Below are 19732 nucleotides of genomic sequence, written 5' to 3'. Positions count from 1 at the left end.
TAGCGCTACTCAATCGGTCCCGCCATCTCGTTTGGATGGCGGGATTTTTTTCGTCCGCATTGCTGCGTCCATGTGCCGGCGGGCACGGCCGAGTAGGGGCGAAAAAAAACGCATGTGCAGCATCGCACATGCGTTCGACCGCGGCTTGCGCCGCGTGCTGAGGATGCTCGTTAGTGCGTGACGCGCGTGATGCCGCCGCTCGACAGCAGTCGCACGCGGTCGCCCGCGCGGAACATTTCGCCGCTCGCTGCCTGCGTGATCGAGCGCAGGTCGCCATTGTCGAGACGCACGGTGATTTCGACACCGTTCGCCGTGCTGAGGTTTTCGCCGACCGCGTTGCCCGCGACCGCGCCGACGAGACCGCCGGCGATCGCCGTCAGGATCGACCCCTTGCCGCCGCCGATCGCGCTGCCCGCGACTGCGCCGAGCGCACCGCCGCCGAGCGTGCCGATCGCGCTGCCGCCGCCGTCGGACTGGATGCGCACCGCACGGACGCTTTCGACCGTGCCCATGCGCACAGTCTGTTCGCGCTGTGCCTGGCCGACGCTATAGACATCCGCCGAACCCGGCGGCGTGAAGCAGCCGGCCAGCGTCAGCGTGGCCGTCAGCATGGCCGCGAGCGTGAGGGTTTTTTTCGTCAACATCTGTGCTCTCCCACAATATTCATTTGAGACTGTAACCGAAGGCAGCCTCGAAGCGCGCATCGATTTCGGCGCGCGTCAGTGCGTAAGTCTGGGGCCCTTGGTGGGCGATCTTGATCGAGCCCATCAGGCTCGCGAGGCGGCCCGTGGTTGCCCAGTCGAGACCATTTTCGATGCCGTACAGCAGGCCGCCCCGGAAGGCGTCGCCGCAGCCTGTCGGATCGACGACACGCTCGGATTGCACGACCGGAATCTGTTCTTCGCCGTTTTTGTGAAGAATGGTCGAGCCGTGCTCGCCGCGCGTGATGATCAACGCCTGAACCCGGCTGGCGATTTCCTGTTCGGACCAGCCCGTCTTGTCGCTGACGAGCTTGCCTTCGTAGTCGTTGACCGCGACGAAGGTCGCGAGTTCAATGATGCGTCGCAGCGTCGCACCGTCGAACAGCGGCAGGCCCTGGCCCGGATCGAAGATGAACGGAATGCCGGCCTTCGCGAATTGCTCGGCGTGCTGGACCATCCCTTCGAAACCGTCCGGTGCGACGATGCCGAGCTTCACGCCCGACACATCGTCCGCGCGGTTCAGATGCGACTGCATCATCGCGCCCGGGTGGAATGCGGTGATCTGGTTGTTGTCAAGATCGGTCGTGATCATCGCTTGCGCGGTGTGCGTTTCGGCCACCACGCGCACGCTCGCCTTCGACAGCCCGAGGGCATCGAGGCGCTCGAGATAGCGGTCCGCGTCGTTCGCGCCGACCGTCGCCATGATGCGCGCATCGCCGCCGAGCATGTGCAGTGCGTAAGCGATGTTCCCCGCGCAACCGCCGAATTCGCGACGCATCGTCGGCACGAGGAAGCTCACGTTGAGAAGGTGAACCTGGTCGGGCAGGATGTGCTCGCGAAACCGGCCTTCGAAGGTCATGATGTTGTCGTAGGCGAGCGAGCCGCAAATCAGCGTAGTCAAGGCGTGCGTTCCTGTAGAGAGCAAAGGGAGGCGGCCGCCCGGCCGGCGCGGAGGGCCCGTCGGGCCTCGCGAGGCAGGGCCGGGCGGCAGTGGATTACTTCAGTGCGGCGAGTGCTGCGTCGTAGTTCGGCTCGTCCTTGATCTCGCTGACGAGTTGGGCGTGGATCACCTTGTCCTGCGCGTCGAGCACGACGACCGCGCGTGCGGTCAGGCCGTTCAGCGGGCCGCTCGTCACGTCGACGCCGTAGGCGTTCGCGAATGCGCGGCCGGTGCGGAACGTCGAAGCCGTCACGACGTTCGACAGGCCTTCAGTCGTGCAGAAGCGCGTGGCGGCGAACGGCAGGTCGCCCGACACGACGATCACGACCGTGTTGTCGAGCGACGATGCGGCTTCGTTGAACTTGCGGGTCGACGTCGCGCAGGTCGGCGTGTCGAGGCTCGGCACGATGTTCAACACCTTGCGCTTGCCGGCGAAGCTGGCGAGCGACACGTCGGCGAGGTCCTTGCCGACCAGCTTGAAGTCGGGGGCTTGCGAGCCGACGGCCGGGAACGTGCCGGCGAGATCGATCGGGTTGCCACCCAGCGTAACTTTGCTCATGTTCGTGCTCCGAAATAGCGCGCCCCTTGGGCGCGCGGGTTGAGACGGCGCGCATGCGCGCGCCGCGACGCGTCACGGATAGAAGATCTGGACGCGGAAATTCGATGCGGGCGTGCCGTTCGTTTCGAGACGCACGACCATCGTCTGCGTCGCGCCGGCCGGCAACCCGGCGTCGATCGGCGTGCCCGGGCGCACGTAGTCGCGCGGCGCGAGCACGCGGCGCACGGTCACGTGATTGGTGTCGTCGAGCAGCGTGAGCTCGAGCGACGGATACGCGAGCGCGACGCGGTAGCGGTTCGTCAGCGGCACCTTCAGTTCCAGCACGCGCGGGCCGTCGAGCTGGCGCAGGTCGGTCGCGTCGAGCCGCAGGCCGTTGATCGCGCGCGGCGGCGTGAATGTGCAGCCGAGCGGCGCGCACGCCTGCCGGAACCAGTCCTGCGTGACGGGCCAATGGATCATCAGCGCTTCACGCTGCCACCATGCGAGCTGCGCGACGAGCAGCACCGCGAGCGCGGCGGCGACCAGGCCGCCGAAGAAGCCGCCGATCACCCCACGTTGCCGCGGCGCGAGTGTTTCGCGCGTGACGGCGAAGTGCGGGCGGTCGTCGTCGGTCAGCGTGGCGGGGAACGGTACGGCGGGTTTGCCGGCGGTCGCGGCTGGTGCAGCGGCGAATTCGTCCGAGTGGATGTCCGGTTCCGGTGCGGCTTGCGCCGGCGCGAATGCGAAGCGCGGTTCGCGCGGCGCGCGTTCGTCGTCGGGTGCGGCGAAGCGTGCGTAGCCGAAGGGTTCGGTCGTACTGCCAGAAACGCGCGCATCCGTGTCCGGCGGGGTGTGAGCGACGAAGCGCGGTTCGCGCGGATCGTGCTCGGCCGACGGTACGGACGACTCACCGGTTTCGTACGGAGCCGGTTTCGATTCGGCCGGTTGGGCGGAGGACGTGAAAGCGTGCGGTTCGGCAGGGGCGGGCGAGATCGGCGCGGGCGTGCCGGTCAGGTGAACGACGCCGGCCTCCGTGGCCGGCAGCGCCAGCGGCACCAGCGGTTCGGTGCGCACGGTCTGCACGTTGTGCTGCAAAGACGGGTCGACGCCGGCGTCGAGCCACGGCGCCCACATGTCCCAGCCTTCCGGCTTGTAGTCGGCATCGGACGCAGGTCCGGCAGGCGCATCGGCGGTGAAGAGCCGCGCCGGCGCAGTGTCGTGTTGCGCGCCGGCGGCAGCCGGCTCGGGCTGCTGCGCCAGTTCTGGAACGAGCGATTGCGACGCGTTGAAGACCTGCTGGCAGTGTCCGCAGCGTACGAGCCCGTCATGCAGCGAGAGCTGTTCCTGCCGCAGCCGGAAGACGGTTTCGCAATGAGGGCAGCGCGTCGCAAGAAGCATGTCGAGCCGGGCGGCCTGCTGGCCAGAGTGAGGGACAGCGCTATTCTAATGGCTTTCCCGCCGGGTTCCGGCGAGGCATACCCAACCTTCGTGTTCGCGCCAGACCGAGATGTCGACGTAGCGCGCATAGACGGCTGCGACTTCGTCCGCCTGGCGCGCGAGCACACCCGACAGCGCGATGCGGCCGCCCGGTTTCACTTTCGACGCGAGCATCGACGCCATCAGCTTCAGCGGGTTCGACAGGATGTTCGCGACGACGATGTCGAACTCGCCGGCCGGGCATGCGTCGGGCAGCCCGTACGTGACTTCCGCGCGGTTGCGTTCGCTGTTCTGCCGGGCCGATTCGACCGCCTGCGGATCGATGTCGATACCGACGACGGGGTTCGCCCCGCATTTCTGCGCAAGGATCGCGAGAATGCCGGAGCCGCAGCCGTAGTCGAGCACCGACTGGCCGGGCTGCACCGACTGCTCGAGCCATTCCATGCACAGGCGCGTGGTCGGGTGGCTGCCGGTGCCGAATGCGAGACCGGGGTCGAGTTCGAGGATCAGCGCGTCGGGATCGGGCGCGTCGTGCCAGGACGGCACGACCCAGATCCGCTCGCCGATCGGGATCGGCTCGAATTGCGACTGCGTGAGCCGCACCCAGTCCTGTTCCTCGACTTCACGAACGTCGAACTTCGGCGTCTCGGCGACGCCGATTTCGTTCGCGGCCGCCGCGAGCAGCACGGCCGGCTCGTGATCGGGCGACAGCAGCGCGACCACGCGCGAGTGCTGCCACGCGGTGCGGTCCGGCACAAGGCCCGGCTCGCCGAAGAGCGGCTGTTCGTCGGGCGTGTCGGCGTCGGCGTCCTCGACGGAAACCGACAGCGCGCCCAGTTCGAGCAGCGCGTCGGACAGCGCCTCCGCATGCTCACGGGCCAGTTCGACGACGAGTTCGCGATAGCTCATGCTTTACGCTTCTTCCGGTGCGACCTGCTGCTTCTGGGCGAGCCGGTGTTCGAGGTAGTGGATGCTGGTGCCGCCTTCGACGAACTTCGAGTCGATCATCAGCTCGCGGTGCAGCGGGATGTTGGTCTGGATGCCTTCGACGACCATTTCCGACAGCGCGATGCGCATCCGGCGGATCGCCTGGTCGCGCGTTGCGCCGTAGGTGATCAGCTTGCCAATCATCGAATCATAGTTCGGCGGCACGAAATAGCCATTGTAGGCATGCGAGTCGACGCGCACGCCGGGGCCGCCCGGCGTATGCCACGACGTGATCCGGCCCGGCGACGGCGTGAACTTGAACGGATCTTCGGCGTTGATCCGGCATTCGATCGCATGGCCGCGGAACTGGATGTCGCGCTGGCGCAGCGCGAGCTTCTCGCCGGCCGCGATGCGGATCTGTTCCTGCACGATGTCGACGCCCGTGATCATCTCCGACACCGGGTGCTCGACCTGCACGCGCGTGTTCATCTCGATGAAGTAGAACTCGTTGTTCTCGTACAGGAATTCAAACGTGCCCGCGCCGAGGTAGCCCATCTTCTTGCACGCGTCCGCGCAGCGGTCGCCGATGCGCTCGATCAGGCGGCGCGGAATGCCGGGCGCCGGCGCTTCCTCGATCACCTTCTGGTGACGGCGCTGCATCGAGCAATCGCGCTCGCCGAGCCAGATCGCGTTCTTGTGCGCGTCGGACAGCACCTGAATTTCGATGTGGCGCGGGTTCTCGAGGAACTTCTCCATGTACACCTGCGGGTTGCCGAACGCACGGCCGGCTTCCTCGCGGGTCATGTTGACCGCGTTCACGAGCGCAGCCTCGGTGTGCACGACACGCATCCCGCGGCCGCCGCCGCCGCCTGCGGCCTTGATGATCACCGGATAGCCGATCGTGCGTGCAATCTTCACGATCTCCTTCGGATCGTCCGGCAACGCGCCTTCCGAACCCGGCACGCACGGCACGCCGGTCTTGATCATGGTCTGCTTCGCGGTGACCTTGTCGCCCATCATGCGGATCGTTTCCGGGCGCGGGCCGATGAAAGTGAAGCCCGACTGCTCGACGCGTTCCGCGAAGTCGGCGTTCTCCGACAGGAAGCCGTAGCCGGGGTGGATCGCCTCGGCATCGGTGACTTCCGCGGCGCTGATCAGCGCCGGCATGTTCAGGTAGCTCAGGTTCGACGGAGCCGGGCCGATACAGACGGCTTCGTCCGCGAGGCGCACGTACTTGGCTTCCTTGTCGGCTTCCGAGTAGACGACCACCGTCTTGACGCCGAGTTCGCGGCACGCACGCTGGATGCGCAGCGCGATTTCACCGCGGTTGGCAATGAGGATTTTTTCAAACATAGCGAGTATTCGTCTCTTCGAGGGGCGCGCGAACGGCGCCTGGCGAGCATCGGCGGCGCGCGGCCGGCAGGCCGCGCGGCGGGCTTAGCCGATCACGAAAAGCGGCTGGCCGTATTCGACGGCCTGGCCGTTCTCGACGAGGATTTCCTTGATCACGCCGGCCTTGTCCGACTCGATCTCGTTGAGCAGCTTCATCGCTTCGATGATGCAGATGGTCTGGCCCTCCTTGACCGTGTCACCGACCTGGACGAACGGGTCCGCGCCCGGCGACGGCGCGCGGTAGAACGTGCCGACCATCGGCGACGTCACGACGTGGCCCTGCGGCACGGCGGGCGCGGCAGCGCCTGCCGGCGCAGCAGCCGCGCCTTCGGTCGGCAGCGCGGCCGAAGGCGCCGGTGCGCTGACCTGCGGGGCAAATCCTGCCGTCTGCTGGACATAGACCGGCGGCGCATTCTTGACGATACGCACCTTGCCTTCGCCCTCTGTCACTTCCAGTTCCGAGATGCCGGATTCGGAAACGAGGTCGATCAGAGTTTTCAGCTTACGAAGATCCATCGGGAGTTCCCCTTTCAATACGTGAAAGCGCCGGGTGGGACCGGCGCTGAATCTAGATCGCGAAATCAGCCGCGCGACGCGCCTTGCAGCTTGTCCAGCGCGTACTCGAGCGCGTACAGATAACCTTTCCAGCCCAGCCCGCAGATCACGCCTTCGGCCTGGTCGGAAAAGTAGGAGTGATGCCTGAACGCTTCGCGGCGGTGCACGTTCGACAGATGAATCTCGACGAACGGGATGCCAACGCCGGCGATCGCGTCCCGGATCGCGACGCTCGTGTGCGTATACGCGGCCGGATTGATCAGGATGAAGTCGGTTTGTTCCTGCCGTGCAGCCTGGATGCGGTCGACGAGCGCGCCTTCATGGTTGCTCTGGAACGACGACAACTCAGCCCCCGCTTCCTGCGCACGCGCGGCAAGCGCCTGATCGATCTGTGCCAGCGTGACGTGGCCGTACACCTCCGGTTCCCGGGTGCCGAGAAGATTCAGGTTGGGGCCGTGCAGCACCAGCAATCGTGTCATGGTCGCTTCTATTTCTGCGGAATTGCGCGAACTTTAGCGCTATTTAGAGAATTTTGTCTAGTTTTGCCGAACGGCTGGGCGCGCCGGACCTGCAAGAATTACCGGTGCGGATGCAAAGTATCGGCGAATTGACGTGAAATTGCGGCGATCGACACACAAATCGCCGCCAACGTGCGGGCGGCCGTTCCGGTCGATCACAACGCGTCGAGGGTCTTTTTCAGCTCGGCCGGCTGGATTTGTCCCAATTTTGTCTCGCGAATCTTGCCGGTCTCGTCGATGACGACCGTAAACGGCAGCGCGCCGGCGGTATTTCCGAAATTACGGGCCAGATCGGCGCCCGCGTAGCCGCTGACGAAAACCGGGTAGTCGACCTTCACCTTCTGCAGGAAGCTCTTCACGTTCTGGTCCGAATCGACGCCGATCCCGATGAAGCGGATGCCTTTCTGCCTGTATTGATGCGACAGCGCGACGAGTTCCGGCATCTCCTCGACGCACGGGCCGCACCACGATGCCCAGAAGTTGACGACCACTTTCTGGCCCTTGAACGACGCGAGCGACGCGGGCTTGCCGTCGACGCCCGTGAGCGACGCGGCCCAGAGCTGATCGACCGGGCTGCCCTGAGCGGGCGCGGCGACGGCGACGCCGTCGTCGGCACTGTCGCCGTGGAACCAATGGCCGGCGGCGATCCCGCCGGCGACGGCGGCGGCCGCGACGACCGCGAGCGCCAACATGCGTTTCATCATCATCGTTGAATCATTCCGGTTCGGAAGGGGCGTTGCCTGCCTCGACGAGCGCGCGCAATGCGGCGGCGTCCGCGCGGGCGACCCGGCCACGCGCGTCGGCCTTGACCGCGCCGCGCAGGTCGTCGCTCGCGTAGAGCGCGACGTGAATGCCGATCGCGTCGACGTCGCGCCGCGGGCGCCACAGGAAGCTGAGCGTCTCGACGTCGGCGCGACCGGCGAAATGCCGCGTCTCAGACACGTCGTACTGAACGTTCTGGTTCAGCAGGTAGATCGCGACGTCCTTCGGGTTGTCGGTGAATATCTGCAAATGAATATCCGAATGCTCGTTCGCGGTGCCGTTCAGCACCGCGCCCGTCACATAGGGATTGAACTCGGCGAGCCGGCGCATCCAGTCGAGGGCGATTTCGCGCAGCCGGCGCAGTTCGTCCGGTTGCGTGTCGCTCTGGAACAGGGCGAGGTACTCGCGCAGTTCTTCCTCGATCAGGTCGTTATCCGGCAGCCATTCGCCGGCAACGCGCGTGTCGCCGAATAGCTGGCGCGCGGCCTTGCGTTTTGCGCTGGCGTAATCGAGGCCGTCTTCCGCGATCAGGCGGGCGGCGGACTGGGCGATTTCCTCGCGGGCGCGCCGCGGGTCGACAAGGGGTTTGCGAGACATGATCCGGCAATCATACTCGATCGCTGCCATGCCCGAACGCGCTGCGGCTGCGTGCCGCCCGCCGCGCCGGCCGGCACCTGCATCCATCGTTCGGGCCGCCGGGCACGGCAGGCCGTCAGTTACAATGACGGTCTTTGTGTCGCGGCGAAAGTCGTTGACCGGGCGTCGGCCGCACGGCCTGTCCGGCGCGCCGCTGACCTTCCTTTCCGAATCGACGGCGCCCGGCGGCGCGAAAGCATTCATCTATGCACATCCACATTCTTGGCATCTGCGGCACCTTCATGGGCGGTCTTGCCGTGCTCGCGCGCGAGGCGGGCCACACGGTGACGGGTTGCGACGCGGGCGTCTATCCGCCGATGAGCACGCAGCTCGAGGCGCAGGGCATCAAGCTGATCGAGGGCTACGGCGCCGAGCAGATCGGCCTGAAGCCAGACCTGTTCGTGATCGGCAACGTCGTCACGCGCGGTAATCCGCTGATGGAGGCGATCCTCGATCGCGGCCTGCCGTACGTATCCGGTCCGCAATGGCTCGGCGAGCACGTGCTGGCGGGCAAGTGGGTGCTGGCGGTCGCGGGCACGCACGGCAAGACGACCACGTCGTCGATGCTCGCGTGGCTGCTGGAGGATGCAGGCCTGAACCCGGGCTTCCTGATCGGCGGCGTGCCGCTGAACTTCGGGGTGTCGGCGCGGCTGACCGATTCGAGCTTCTTCGTGATCGAGGCCGACGAATACGACACGGCGTTCTTCGACAAGCGCTCGAAGTTCGTCCATTACCGGCCGCGCACCGCGGTGCTCAACAATCTCGAATTCGATCACGCCGACATTTTTCCGGATCTCGCTGCAATCGAGACGCAATTCCATCATCTCGTGCGCACCGTGCCGGGCGTCGGCCGCATCGTCACGAACGGCCGCTCGGATGCGCTTGAGCGCGTGCTCGCACGCGGCTGCTGGAGCGAAGTCGAACGCTTCGGCGTCGACGGCGGCTGGCAGGCGTTGCCGGCCGAGGACGGCGTGCCGGTCGACGAGCGCTTCGCGGTGTACTCGCAAGCCGGGCGCGTCGGCGAAGTCGCGTGGCAGGTGCAGGGCGATCACAACCGGATGAACGCGCTCGCGGCGATCGCGGCCGCGCGCCACGTCGGCGTTCCGCCAGCGCAGGCGGCCGAATCCCTCGCGTCGTTCCGCAACGTGAAGCGGCGCATGGAAGTGCGCGGCAGCGTCGACGGCGTGACCGTCTACGACGACTTCGCGCACCACCCGACCGCGATCGAAACCACGATCGCCGGCCTTCGCGCACGAATCGGCCGCCAAAATTCCCGCATCCTCGCCGTGCTCGAGCCGCGCTCGAACACGATGAAGCTCGGCGTGATGAAGGCGCAACTGCCGGCGAGCCTCGCCGACGCCGATCTGGTGTTCGGCTACGGCGCGCCGACCGGGCGCGACGCGCTCGGCTGGAACCTCGGCGACGCGCTCGCGCCGCTCGGCGACAAGGCGCGCGCGTTCGACGATCTGCATCTTCTGGTGAAGTCGGTCGTCGAGGCCGCACGTCCGGGCGACCACGTGCTCGTGATGAGCAACGGCGGTTTCGGCGGCGTGCACCAGAAGCTGCTCGACGCGCTCGGGAGCCGCGCGTGATCCTGTATCTGCACGGGTTCCGCTCGTCGCCGGAGTCGCAGAAGTCGCGGCTGCTGGCCGCGCGCCTGGCCGAACTCGGCCGCACGAGCGAGTGGCGTTGCCCGTCGCTGTCGGTGTCGCCGCTCGACGCGATCGCCGTCGCGCAGGCCGAGGTGGCCGGCGCGCGCGACGTGACGGTGATCGGCAGTTCGCTCGGCGGCTATTACGCGACCTGGCTGGCGGAAAAGCACGGCTGGAAGGCGGTGCTGCTGAATCCGGCGATCGCGCCGCAGCGCGATCTCGAACACTATCTGGGCGAACAGCCGCTGTGGCACGGCGGGGGGTCGATCGTCGTCGAGCGCCGTCACCTCCACGAACTCGATGCGCTGCGCGTGCCGGCGATTTCGCGGCCCGAACGCTACTATCTGTTCGCGGCGACCGGCGACGAAGTGCTCGACTACCGCGAGATGCTCGCCCATTACCCGGGCGCGAAGACGCGCGTGATCGAAGGCAGCGATCACGGAATCAGCGAATTTGCCGACTATGTCGACGACGTTCTTGCTTTTTGCGACGACAGAACGTCATGAACCCGGCGTCATGCCGATCGAATTCCCATCATCATGCGGCGCCGCCGATGCGGCGCCCGGCAGTCTGAACGAGAGTACTGAGTGAACGTTTTCTTCGAGGAATCGGGCAGTTTCAAGGCGGGCAGCGTGCTGTCGCGCCAGGGCGACGCATTTCAGGTCGAGTTGCCCGGCGGGCGGCGGGCGAAGGTACGTGCAAAGGACGTGCTGATCGAATTCGAGAAGCCGGCCGCGGGCGAGCTGATGCAGGAAGCCGATACGGCCGCGCAGCAGATCGATCTGGATTTCCTGTGGGAATGCGCGCCGGCCGAGGAGTTCGCCTATACGGCGCTGGCCGCGGAGTACTTCGGTGCGACCTACGGCCCGGTCGAGCGCGCGGCGCTCGTGCTGCGCCTGCACGGCTCGCCCGTCTATTTCCGCCGCAAGGGGCGCGGGCAATACCAGCGCGCGCCGGAGGAGCAGCTCAAGATGGCGCTCGCGTCGCTCGAGCGCAAGCGCCAGCAGGCGCTCGTCCAGGCGCAGTATGAAGAGGAACTGAAGGCCGGCAAGCTGCCGGAAGCGTTCGCGGGCAAGGTGCTCGGGCTGCTGACGCGGCCGGACAAGAACGCGATCGAATACAAGGCGCTCGAGGCCGCGGCCGGCGCGCGCGGCGTATCGCCGGCGCGGCTGATGCTCGATTGCGGCGGCATCGAGTCGGCGCGTGCGCTGCACGAGGCGCGCTTTCTCGCGGAATTCTTCCCGCACGGCACGGGTTTTCCGCCAGTCACGGTCGGCCCGCTGCCGGACGACCTGCCGCGCGCGGACGTCCAGGCATTCTCGATCGACGACATCACGACGACCGAAATCGACGACGCGTTCTCGGTCGAGCACCTGTCCGACGGTCGCGTGCGGATCGGCGTGCACATCGCGGCGCCGGCGCTCGGCATCGTGCGCGGCGACGCGGTCGATGCGATCGCGCGGGCACGCCTGTCGACCGTCTACATGCCGGGCGACAAGATCACGATGCTGCCGGACGACGTCGTCGACGTGTTCACGCTGAAAGAGGGCGACTACCGCCCGGCGCTGTCGCTGTACATCATCATCAATCGCGAAACGCAAGAGATCGTCGCGAACGAGACGCGTGCAGAGCTCGTGTACGTGAAGAACAACCTGCGTCACAACACGCTCGACGAACTCGTCAACGAGGAGACGCTCGCGGCCGGCACCGGCGACTACCCGCACAAGGACGACATCGCCGTGCTGTGGCCGCTCGCGCAGGCGCTGTTCGAGAAGCGTCAGGTCGCGCGCGCGGGCTACGGCCTGAAGCGAGAAGTGCAGCGCAACACCGATTACAACTTCTACGTCGATGGCGAGCACGTGTCGATCACGCCGCGCCGCCGCGGCTCGCCGCTCGACCTGATCGTGTCGGAGCTCGCGATCCTCGCGAATTCGACGTGGGGCGCGTTCCTGCACGATCACACGGTGCCGGGCATCTACCGCTCGCAGCGCGGCTTCGGCGCGCCGGGCCCGAAGCGCACGCGGATGCAGACGACGGCCGCGCCGCACGAGGGCCTCGGCGTCGCGCAGTACGCGTGGAGCACGTCGCCGCTGCGCCGCTATGTCGACCTCGTGAACCAGTGGCAACTGCTCGCGTGCGTGCAGCACGGCGTCACCGCGAAGCTTGCCGCACCGTTCAAGCCGAAGGACGCCGACCTGTACGCGGTCGTGCAGGGCTTCGACGACACCTATACCGCGTATGCCGATTACCAGCGCCGGATGGAGTACTTCTGGTGCCTGCGCTGGCTTGCGCAGGAGCAAAAGAAGCAGGTCGTCGCGAGCGTGGTGAAGGGCGATCTCGTGCGCCTCGAGGAAATCCCGCTGCTGCTGCACGTGCCGGGGCTCGGCGTGCATGCGCGCGGCACCCGTGTGCTGCTCGACGTGATGTCGCTCGACGAGCTGACGATCGAGGCGTCGGTGCGACTGCTGAACGTGCTCGACGCGCCGACCGTGACGAGCGGTGACGCGGCCGACGACGAAGAAGAGGCGGAAGGCGGCGACGACACGCTGGTCGATGCGGCAGACGCGTCGGCCGAAACCGAAGCCGAAGCGCTGGCCGAGGCGGACGGCGCGGTGGCCGAAGGCGGCGATGCCGCGAGCGGCAACGGTAACGGCAGCGAAGAGGGGCGTGCATCATGAGCGCAGCGGTATCGACGGGCGGCGCCGACCGCTATGTCGTGTTCGGCAATCCGGTGGCGCACAGCAAGTCGCCGTTCATCCACACGCAGTTCGCCGCGCAGACCGGCGAGGCGATCGTCTACGAACACCGGCTCGCGCCGGTCGACGGCTTCGAGCCCGCCGTGCGTGCGTTCATCGCCGAAGGCGGCCGCGGCGCGAACGTGACGGTGCCGTTCAAGCTCGACGCGCATGCGCTCGCCGACATGCTGTCGCCGCGCGCGGCGGCAGCGGGCGCGGTGAACACGCTGCGCATCGACGCCGACGGCAGCATCCACGGCGACAACACCGATGGCGTCGGCCTCGTGCGCGACATCGAACTGAATCTCGGCGTGTCGCTGGCGGGTGCACGCATCCTGCTGCTCGGCGCGGGCGGCGCGGCGCGCGGCGTCGTACTGCCGATGCTCGACCGCGCGCCGCTGTCGATCACGATCGTGAACCGCACGGCGAGCAAGGCCGAGACGCTCGTCGGCCAGTTCACGCAGGCCGCGCACGATGCGGGCTGCGTGCTGTCGGGCGGCGGCCCGGAGGCGGTGCGTGCGCAGCGGTACGACGTGATCGTCAACGCGACGGCCGGCAGCCTCGATGCGGCGCTGCCGGAGTGCGACCCGGCAGCGTTCGGCGCGGGCACGCTCGCGTACGACATGATGTACGGCGCGCAGCCGACCGTGTTCATGCAGCACGCGGCGTCGCTCGGCGCACGCACGGCCGACGGCCTCGGGATGCTGGTCGAGCAGGCTGCCGAATCGTTCTTCATCTGGCGCGGCGTGCGGCCGGACGGCGCGCCGGTGCTCGCGGCGCTGCGCCAGGCGCTCGCCGCGAACTGAGCGGAGCGCGGCAGGTGGTGGCGGTGAGCGACGCGCAGCGCACGCGGACGGTGAGCCCGGCCCGCTGGATCGTCTATGCGGGTTCGGTGTTCGCGGGCGCCTGGCTCGCGACGCAACTGTTCTACCTCGCGCAGATCGCGTTGTGGTCGTTCATCAATCCCGGCTCGACCGCGTTCATGCGCACTGACGCATGGTGGCTGTCGCGCGAGAATCCGCCCGCGCAGATCCGGCACCAGTGGGTGCCGTACGACCAGATCTCGCGCAACCTGAAGCGCGCGCTGATCGCCTCCGAGGATTCGACGTTCGCGACCAACAACGGCTACGACGTCGATGCGATCCTGCAGGCGTGGGAGAAGAACAAGGCGCGCGGCCGGATCGTCGCGGGCGGGTCGACGATCACACAACAGCTGGCGCGCAACCTGTTCCTGTCGCGCGAGAAGAGCTACATCCGCAAGGGGCAGGAGCTCATCATCACGTGGATGCTCGAGACGGTGCTCGACAAGGAGCGGATCTTCGAGATCTACCTGAATTCGGTCGAGTGGGGGCGCGGCGTGTACGGCGCCGAGGCTGCTGCACGCTATTACTACAAGATTCCCGCAAGCCGGCTCGGCGCATGGCAGTCGGCCCGCCTCGCGGTGATGCTGCCGAAGCCGCGCTGGTTCGACACGCATCGCGGCTCGGCCTACCAGGCGCAGCGCGCGGCCGTCATTGCCCGCCGGATGGGCGCGGCCGAACTCCCGCAATCGCAGTGACGCAGTGAGCGGCGCGCCCGCTCCCGCCGCATCTTCCGTTTCGCCGCCGACGCAGTATTGGTGCGCTGCAGCGCATTCGTGTCACCCGCATTTCGGGTCGCATCCATTAGACGAATCCGTCTATTTCGCTTTACTGAACGATGCCGGCAGCCGCGTGACTTTGTTTGCCGATATGGCACGAAATCCGGGGATTTTTAGTGTTTTCCGATAAACACGGCATGCTGTGAAAGGCGAATGAAATTAAATGGTTCGCAAATCGAAGCATTGTTGAAAGGTGTGCGCCGCACCGGCTTCGGGTCAAATATTTCCAAATTTTTCAAAGCCCACCTGCTCGCGTATATTGGCCGGCGCCTCGGCTTATCGGCCGCACTCGAGGCGGGGGGGCGGCTTACCCGGCTGCTCGACACAAAAACATTCGAGAGAAGGAAAGCAACGATGCCAGCGAGCAAAGCGAAGCTGTTGTTGGGGGTTGTGTTCTCTTCGCTGATTCTGACGGCCTGCAACGACGACGTGACGTCGTCCGCTGCGACAGGCGCCGACAGTTCAGCCGATCCCGCCGCCCAGGCGGACAAGCCGTACAACGATCCGAACAGTTATTCGTCGAGTGCGACCGCGTCGCTCGACGCGTCCGCCGCGGTCGAAAAGGCCGCCGTCACCCATCACACGATCACGCTGAACGGTCAGACGATCCGCTATACGGCCACGGCCGGCCACCTCGTCGCTCGCAATCCGCAGACGGGCGCGCCCGAAGCATCGTTCTTCTACGTCGCGTACACGGCCGACAACCAGCCCGCGGCGAAGCGACCCGTCACGTTCCTTTACAACGGCGGCCCCGGCTCGGCATCGGTGTGGCTGCATCTCGGTTCGTTCGGCCCGAAACGGATCCAGACGGGCGACCCGAACGCGAACACGTCGACGTTCCCGTTCGTCGACAACGCGGAAAGCCTGCTCGACACGACCGACCTCGTGTTCGTCGATGCAATCGGCACCGGGTACTCCGAAGCCATCGCGCCGAACACGAACCAGACGTTCTGGGGTGTCGACCAGGACGGCGGCGCGTTCCGCGACTTCGTCACGCGCTACCTCGCGGTGAACCAGCGCAGCGATTCGCCGAAGTACCTGTTCGGCGAGTCGTACGGCACGCCGCGCACCGACGTGCTCGCGAACCTGCTCGAGACGGCCGGCGTGAACCTGGCCGGGATCGTGCTGCAATCGTCGATCCTGAACTACAACGCCAACTGTGACATGGCGAGCGACTATGTCGGCAACTCGAACAACGGGTCGAGCCCGGTCAGTTGCGCGGGCTTCGTGCCGTCCTATGGCACCGTCGGCGCGTACTACCAGCTCGACAATCCGAACCCGTCGAGCCTGCCGCAATACGCGGACCAGATGCGCCTGCTGACGGCCGGCAGTTATGCGCCTGCGGTGAACGCGTATCTCGCGAGCCACACGCCGCCGTCGCCCACGCTCGTCACGACGATGGTGAATTCGACCGGCGTGAAGCAGGCGCTGTGGAACGCCGACTTCAACGTGATCCCGACCTTCTTCGACAACAGCTTCCAGGTGTCGCTGATCCCGGGCACGCTGATCGGCCGGTACGACGCGCGCGTGAACGTGCCGTCGTCGAGTCCGCTCGCGGCGGAAGGCGACCCGTCGAGCACGTACATCACGAAGCCGTTCACGGACACGATCGGCACCTATCTGCCGAACGTGCTGAAGTACAGCGCGCAGTCCGCGTATTCGCTGAGCAGCAATGCGATCAACACGTGGGACTGGACGCACGACGGCCTCGCGATGCCCGACACGATCCCCGATCTCGCCGCGGCGCTCACGCTCAATCCGTCGCTGAAGGTGCTGTCGCTGAACGGGTATCACGACATCGCGACGCCGTTCTACCAGACCGAGCTCGACCTCGCGCGGCTCGGAACGCAACCGAACCTGACGATCAAGGACTATCAGGGTGGACACATGGTCTATCTCGACGATACGTCGCGTCCGCAGGAGAAAGCCGACCTCGTGACCTTCTACAACGCGGCCGCGCACTGATGCGATGTGCGGGCCTGGCGACGCGCGCCCGTGGCGGCGCCGTTCGCGGGCCGTCGACGACCTCATTCCAGACTGGAGCCTGACATGAAGAAACGTTTCATCGTCGTTGCCGCGGTGCTTGCATGCGGCGGCGTTGCAACATCCGTGTCCCTGTGCGCGTTCGCGCAGGCGAGCGACGCCGTTACCCCGGCGCGTGCGCGCCAGGCGCAGCTCGGCGATCCGTACGTGCCGCCGGCGGCGCGCAAGCCGACCGCCGGCACGCAGACGACCGGCGCCGCGCTGCACGCGCAGGTGGTGCGCAAGCTCGCGCGGCAGTTCGGCGCGGCCGACACGCAGAACACCGGGTCGATCACGCAGGCGCAGGCGCGCGCGGCAGGCCTCGGCTATGTCGCGAACCACTTCCGGCAGATCGACGCGAGCGGCAGCGGCCGCGTGTCGTTCTCCGACGTGCAGCGCTACATGCAGGCGCGCAGCGCGAACCAGCAGTAAGCGCGCCCTGCATGAGCAAACGGGGGCGGAACCTGCGACGCGGCGGGTTCCGCCCCCGCGCACATGACACGGCCGTTTCGCGACGGTCGGCGCGCGCTTTCAGCGTTTATCCCATTATATGGACAACGCATTCAAATATTGGAGGCGAATGCGTGCGCTCCTACAATCCGAAGCACATCGACAGCTTCGGACCCACGCATCGCGCGGCGCCCGACGCATACGGAGACACATTCCATGAAGTTCGCCGGGCGCTTTCCTCGGTGCATCGACCGCCGGCTTGCCGCGTCGCCGGACGTCGTTCCGGCGCTGCGACAGCGGCTTCACCGATTCCGTTGAAGAAGCCTGTTCCATGACCAAGATGCCCGACTCCCTTGCTCTCGACGCCCGGCGCGCGACGCCGGACGATGCGCCGCTCACGGACAGCATCGGCGCGACCAGCACGCCGCTCGATCTCGCCGCGCAGCAGGCCGGCACGCAGACGCTGCTGCGCGGTCTTGCGATCCTCGAGGCGATCGCCAACGGCGCGCGCGACATGCGCGCGATCGGCGCCGCGCTCGGCACGACGCGCAGCACGACGCACCGGCTCGTGAGCAGCCTCGTGCAGGCCCGCTACCTGCGCCAGGTCCAGGGCGGCTACCTGCTCGGCCCGAAGCTGATCGAGCTCGGCACGATCGCGCTCGAACAGATGCCGCTCACGGCGGTGGCGCGCCCGCACCTCGAAGCGCTCGCGGAAGCGACGCTCGACACGATTCACCTCGGCGTGCGCGACGGCGACGACGTGCTGTACATCGACAAGATTCCCGGCACGCGCGGCCTCGAGATGCGCTCGCGCGTCGGTCACCGGATGCCGCTCGCATCGACCGGCATCGGCAAGGCGATGATGCTCGACCTCGATCCGGATCTGTGGCGCTCGTTGTTCGAGGCCGCACGGCGCGCGCTGGCCGGTGTCAATTTCAAGCCGGACAACCGGCCCGAAACGAGCGCGTTCCTGCAGCGCATGGCGCACTACGCGGCCGGCGGCTATACGTTCGACCTCGAGGAAAACGAGGCGTCGATCCGCTGCGTGGCCGCACCGATTCGCGACGCATCGGGCGCGATCGTCGCGGCAGTGTCGGTCGCGAGCACGATTCCGTACATGCCGCACGACCGGATGGACGAACTGATTCCGCTCGTGCAGCGCGAAGCGCGAGCGATTTCCGCGGAGCTGGGCTGGAGCCCGCCGCAGGGTACCCGCAGGATCAAACGATGACCAATTCGACCCGGACCGTTCCGGACGCCAGTTCCGCCGCGCCGTCGCTGATCGCGCTCGACTGGGGCACGACGTCGCTGCGCGCGTACCTTCTCGACGCGCACGGCGCACTCATCGACACGCGCAGCCGCGCGGCGGGCGTGATGCACGTGCCGGCCGGCGGCGCGCGCGCGTTCGACGTCGTGTTCGAGGAGGCGTGCGGCGACTGGCTCGACCGTGCGCCGGGCGTGCCGGTGCTGGCCGCCGGGATGGTCGGCAGCGCCCAGGGCTGGCGCGAGGCGCCGTACGTCGAGGTGCCGGCCGGCGCCGATGCGCTCGTCGCGGGCCTCGTCACGGTGACGACGTCGCGCGGCACCACGGTGTCGATCGTGCCGGGCGTGATCGCGACGGGCGATCTGCCCGACGTGATGCGCGGCGAAGAAACGCAGATATTCGGCGCAATCGCGAGCGATCCCATGCTTGATGCAGATCGTTCAGGGGTACTGATCGGCTTGCCGGGCACGCATGCTAAATGGGCGTGGGTGAAGGGCGGACTCATCGAGCGCTTCCAGACCTTCATGACGGGCGAACTGTTCGCCGCGTTGCGTGACCACACGATCCTTGGCCGCACGATGCGCCCGAGCGCATCAGGCGACCGCGCGGCGTTCGCGCGCGGCGTGACGGTGGCGCGCGGCGCGCAGCGCACCGGGCTGCTCGCGACGATCTTCAGCACGCGCACGCTCGGCCTGACCGACCGGCTCGCCCCCGATGCGCAGGGCGACTACCTGTCCGGCCTGCTGATCGGCCATGAACTGAACGCGCTCGACGCGATGCTCGCGGAGCGCGGCGTCGCGCTCGCGAACCAGCCGCTGCTGCTGATCGGCGACGACGGATTATGTGCGCGCTACGTGGATGCGCTGCGCGTGTTCGGCTGCACGCATGCGCGCGTCGTCGCGCATGCGACCGAGCGCGGACTGTGGCGCATTGCATCGCGCGCCGGGCTCGTGCGTGCGGACGGCGAGCCCGTCTGCGCGGACCAATGAATTGACTGAAGAGGAATTGCCGATGTCGTCCGACCTTACGCTGCCCGCGCCGTACACCCCGCACGCCGCACTGATGCGCGCATTCGATGCGTGCCCGCTGATTGCGATCATGCGTGGCATCGCGCCCGCCGAAGCGGCCGACCACGGCCATGCGCTGTACGAAGCCGGCTTCCGGATCGTCGAAGTGCCGCTCAACTCGCCCGATCCGTTCGACAGTATCGCGGCGCTGCGCCGCGCGTTGCCGGACGACATGGTCGTCGGCGCGGGCACCGTGCTGCGCGCCGAATTTGTCGACCGTGTGCAGGATGCCGGCGGCACGCTGATCGTGATGCCGCACAGTGACGCGGCCGTGATTCGCCGCGCGCGCGAGCGCGGGCTCGCAAGCGCACCGGGCGTCGCGACGCCGACCGAAGCGTTCGCCGCATTCGCGAACGGCGCCGACGTGCTGAAGATGTTCCCGGCCGAGCAACTCGGCGTGCTCGTCGTGAAGGCGTGGCGCGCGGTGATCGACCGTGCGGTGCCGCTGATTCCGGTCGGCGGCATTTCGCCGGACAACATGCAGCCGTTTCTCGCGG

Annotated in this window: 20 protein-coding genes; 10 read left to right on the top strand and 10 right to left on the bottom strand. The window is 67.1% G+C overall.

The window, feature by feature from the left end; all coding sequences use genetic code 11:
• Positions 1-170: 170 nt before the first annotated feature.
• The 10 genes from J7024_RS27410 to J7024_RS27365 all read right to left on the bottom strand — a co-directional run bounded on the left by J7024_RS27410 (position 171) and on the right by J7024_RS27365 (position 8367).
• The gene (locus J7024_RS27410; RefSeq protein ID WP_124827200.1) at positions 171-644 is read right to left on the bottom strand and encodes a glycine zipper 2TM domain-containing protein; all 474 of its coding nucleotides are present in this window, start codon (positions 642-644) and stop codon (positions 171-173) included.
• 19 nt (positions 645-663) lie between these two features.
• On the bottom strand, positions 664-1602 hold the full coding sequence (locus J7024_RS27405) for a carbohydrate kinase family protein (RefSeq protein ID WP_124827199.1): 939 nt from the start codon (positions 1600-1602) through the stop codon (positions 664-666).
• A 94-nt stretch (positions 1603-1696) separates the two neighbouring features.
• On the bottom strand, positions 1697-2200 hold the full coding sequence (gene tpx / locus J7024_RS27400; protein ID WP_124827198.1) for a thiol peroxidase: 504 nt from the start codon (positions 2198-2200) through the stop codon (positions 1697-1699).
• Positions 2201-2272: 72 nt separating this feature from the next.
• Positions 2273-3577 (bottom strand): DUF3426 domain-containing protein, encoded by a 1305-nt coding sequence (locus tag J7024_RS27395; RefSeq protein WP_124827197.1) that lies wholly within the window; start codon positions 3575-3577, stop codon positions 2273-2275.
• 45 nt (positions 3578-3622) lie between these two features.
• A complete protein-coding gene (gene prmA, locus J7024_RS27390; protein ID WP_124827196.1) occupies positions 3623-4525 on the bottom strand; it encodes a 50S ribosomal protein L11 methyltransferase in 903 nt (300 codons plus the stop codon).
• 3 nt (positions 4526-4528) lie between these two features.
• Positions 4529-5896 (bottom strand): acetyl-CoA carboxylase biotin carboxylase subunit, encoded by a 1368-nt coding sequence (accC, locus tag J7024_RS27385; protein WP_124827195.1) that lies wholly within the window; start codon positions 5894-5896, stop codon positions 4529-4531.
• An 84-nt stretch (positions 5897-5980) separates the two neighbouring features.
• Complete coding sequence (gene accB / locus J7024_RS27380; RefSeq protein ID WP_124827194.1) at positions 5981-6451, bottom strand: acetyl-CoA carboxylase biotin carboxyl carrier protein; 471 nt, start codon at positions 6449-6451, stop codon at positions 5981-5983.
• A gap of 65 nt (positions 6452-6516) precedes the next feature.
• Positions 6517-6969: a type II 3-dehydroquinate dehydratase gene (gene aroQ, locus J7024_RS27375; protein ID WP_096506238.1), complete on the bottom strand. Its 453-nt coding sequence runs from the start codon at positions 6967-6969 to the stop codon at positions 6517-6519.
• A 194-nt stretch (positions 6970-7163) separates the two neighbouring features.
• Positions 7164-7715: a TlpA family protein disulfide reductase gene (locus tag J7024_RS27370; RefSeq protein ID WP_124827193.1), complete on the bottom strand. Its 552-nt coding sequence runs from the start codon at positions 7713-7715 to the stop codon at positions 7164-7166.
• 7 nt (positions 7716-7722) lie between these two features.
• A complete protein-coding gene (locus tag J7024_RS27365) occupies positions 7723-8367 on the bottom strand; it encodes a UDP-N-acetylmuramate--alanine ligase (RefSeq protein WP_124827192.1) in 645 nt (214 codons plus the stop codon).
• Positions 8368-8612: 245 nt separating this feature from the next.
• Here J7024_RS27365 and mpl point away from each other — a divergent pair, with 245 nt between their 5' ends.
• From mpl to J7024_RS27315, 10 genes are all read left to right on the top strand, one after another.
• Positions 8613-9998: a UDP-N-acetylmuramate:L-alanyl-gamma-D-glutamyl-meso-diaminopimelate ligase gene (gene mpl, locus J7024_RS27360; RefSeq protein WP_124827191.1), complete on the top strand. Its 1386-nt coding sequence runs from the start codon at positions 8613-8615 to the stop codon at positions 9996-9998.
• Entirely contained in the window at positions 9995-10564 is a 570-nt protein-coding gene (locus J7024_RS27355; protein WP_124827190.1) for a YqiA/YcfP family alpha/beta fold hydrolase, read from the top strand. The genes mpl and J7024_RS27355 overlap by 4 nt, the downstream gene beginning before the upstream one ends.
• 81 nt (positions 10565-10645) lie before the next feature.
• Positions 10646-12736: an RNB domain-containing ribonuclease gene (locus tag J7024_RS27350; protein WP_234745623.1), complete on the top strand. Its 2091-nt coding sequence runs from the start codon at positions 10646-10648 to the stop codon at positions 12734-12736.
• Entirely contained in the window at positions 12733-13599 is an 867-nt protein-coding gene (aroE, locus tag J7024_RS27345; RefSeq protein WP_124827188.1) for a shikimate dehydrogenase, read from the top strand. The genes J7024_RS27350 and aroE overlap by 4 nt, the downstream gene beginning before the upstream one ends.
• 14 nt (positions 13600-13613) lie before the next feature.
• Complete coding sequence (gene mtgA, locus J7024_RS27340; protein ID WP_124827187.1) at positions 13614-14351, top strand: monofunctional biosynthetic peptidoglycan transglycosylase; 738 nt, start codon at positions 13614-13616, stop codon at positions 14349-14351.
• A 435-nt stretch (positions 14352-14786) separates the two neighbouring features.
• Positions 14787-16397: a S10 family peptidase gene (locus J7024_RS27335; RefSeq protein ID WP_124827186.1), complete on the top strand. Its 1611-nt coding sequence runs from the start codon at positions 14787-14789 to the stop codon at positions 16395-16397.
• Between the two features lie 84 nt (positions 16398-16481).
• Complete coding sequence (locus J7024_RS27330) at positions 16482-16886, top strand: EF-hand domain-containing protein (protein ID WP_124827185.1); 405 nt, start codon at positions 16482-16484, stop codon at positions 16884-16886.
• Positions 16887-17235: 349 nt separating this feature from the next.
• A complete protein-coding gene (locus tag J7024_RS27325; protein WP_098549804.1) occupies positions 17236-18135 on the top strand; it encodes an IclR family transcriptional regulator in 900 nt (299 codons plus the stop codon).
• The gene (locus J7024_RS27320; RefSeq protein WP_124827183.1) at positions 18132-19157 is read left to right on the top strand and encodes a 2-dehydro-3-deoxygalactonokinase; all 1026 of its coding nucleotides are present in this window, start codon (positions 18132-18134) and stop codon (positions 19155-19157) included. The genes J7024_RS27325 and J7024_RS27320 overlap by 4 nt, the downstream gene beginning before the upstream one ends.
• A gap of 22 nt (positions 19158-19179) precedes the next feature.
• On the top strand, positions 19180-19732 hold a 553-nt coding region (locus J7024_RS27315; protein ID WP_234745622.1), incomplete at its 3' end, for a 2-dehydro-3-deoxy-6-phosphogalactonate aldolase.

It is taken from the genome of Burkholderia sp. WTPI3, assembly GCF_021483755.1.
GTDB lineage: Bacteria > Pseudomonadota > Gammaproteobacteria > Burkholderiales > Burkholderiaceae > Burkholderia.
The sequence above is the reverse complement of the archived record's forward strand: the minus strand, read 5'-3'. Positions and strand labels throughout refer to the sequence as shown.

Excerpts from the sequence above, each read along its gene's own strand:
- J7024_RS27395 (WP_124827197.1), bottom strand. The coding sequence starts at position 3,577 with ATGCTTCTTGCGACGCGCTGCCCTCATTGCGAAACCGTCTTCCGGCTG.
- J7024_RS27320 (WP_124827183.1), top strand. The coding sequence starts at position 18,132 with ATGACCAATTCGACCCGGACCGTTCCGGACGCCAGTTCCGCCGCGCCG.
- J7024_RS27325 (WP_098549804.1), top strand. The coding sequence starts at position 17,236 with ATGACCAAGATGCCCGACTCCCTTGCTCTCGACGCCCGGCGCGCGACG.
- aroQ (WP_096506238.1), bottom strand. The coding sequence starts at position 6,969 with ATGACACGATTGCTGGTGCTGCACGGCCCCAACCTGAATCTTCTCGGC.
- tpx (WP_124827198.1), bottom strand. The coding sequence starts at position 2,200 with ATGAGCAAAGTTACGCTGGGTGGCAACCCGATCGATCTCGCCGGCACG.
- aroE (WP_124827188.1), top strand. The coding sequence starts at position 12,733 with ATGAGCGCAGCGGTATCGACGGGCGGCGCCGACCGCTATGTCGTGTTC.
- J7024_RS27410 (WP_124827200.1), bottom strand. The coding sequence starts at position 644 with ATGTTGACGAAAAAAACCCTCACGCTCGCGGCCATGCTGACGGCCACG.
- J7024_RS27365 (WP_124827192.1), bottom strand. The coding sequence starts at position 8,367 with ATGTCTCGCAAACCCCTTGTCGACCCGCGGCGCGCCCGCGAGGAAATC.
- mpl (WP_124827191.1), top strand. The coding sequence starts at position 8,613 with ATGCACATCCACATTCTTGGCATCTGCGGCACCTTCATGGGCGGTCTT.
- J7024_RS27335 (WP_124827186.1), top strand. The coding sequence starts at position 14,787 with ATGCCAGCGAGCAAAGCGAAGCTGTTGTTGGGGGTTGTGTTCTCTTCG.
- J7024_RS27370 (WP_124827193.1), bottom strand. The coding sequence starts at position 7,715 with ATGATGATGAAACGCATGTTGGCGCTCGCGGTCGTCGCGGCCGCCGCC.
- accB (WP_124827194.1), bottom strand. The coding sequence starts at position 6,451 with ATGGATCTTCGTAAGCTGAAAACTCTGATCGACCTCGTTTCCGAATCC.
- accC (WP_124827195.1), bottom strand. The coding sequence starts at position 5,896 with ATGTTTGAAAAAATCCTCATTGCCAACCGCGGTGAAATCGCGCTGCGC.
- J7024_RS27330 (WP_124827185.1), top strand. The coding sequence starts at position 16,482 with ATGAAGAAACGTTTCATCGTCGTTGCCGCGGTGCTTGCATGCGGCGGC.
- prmA (WP_124827196.1), bottom strand. The coding sequence starts at position 4,525 with ATGAGCTATCGCGAACTCGTCGTCGAACTGGCCCGTGAGCATGCGGAG.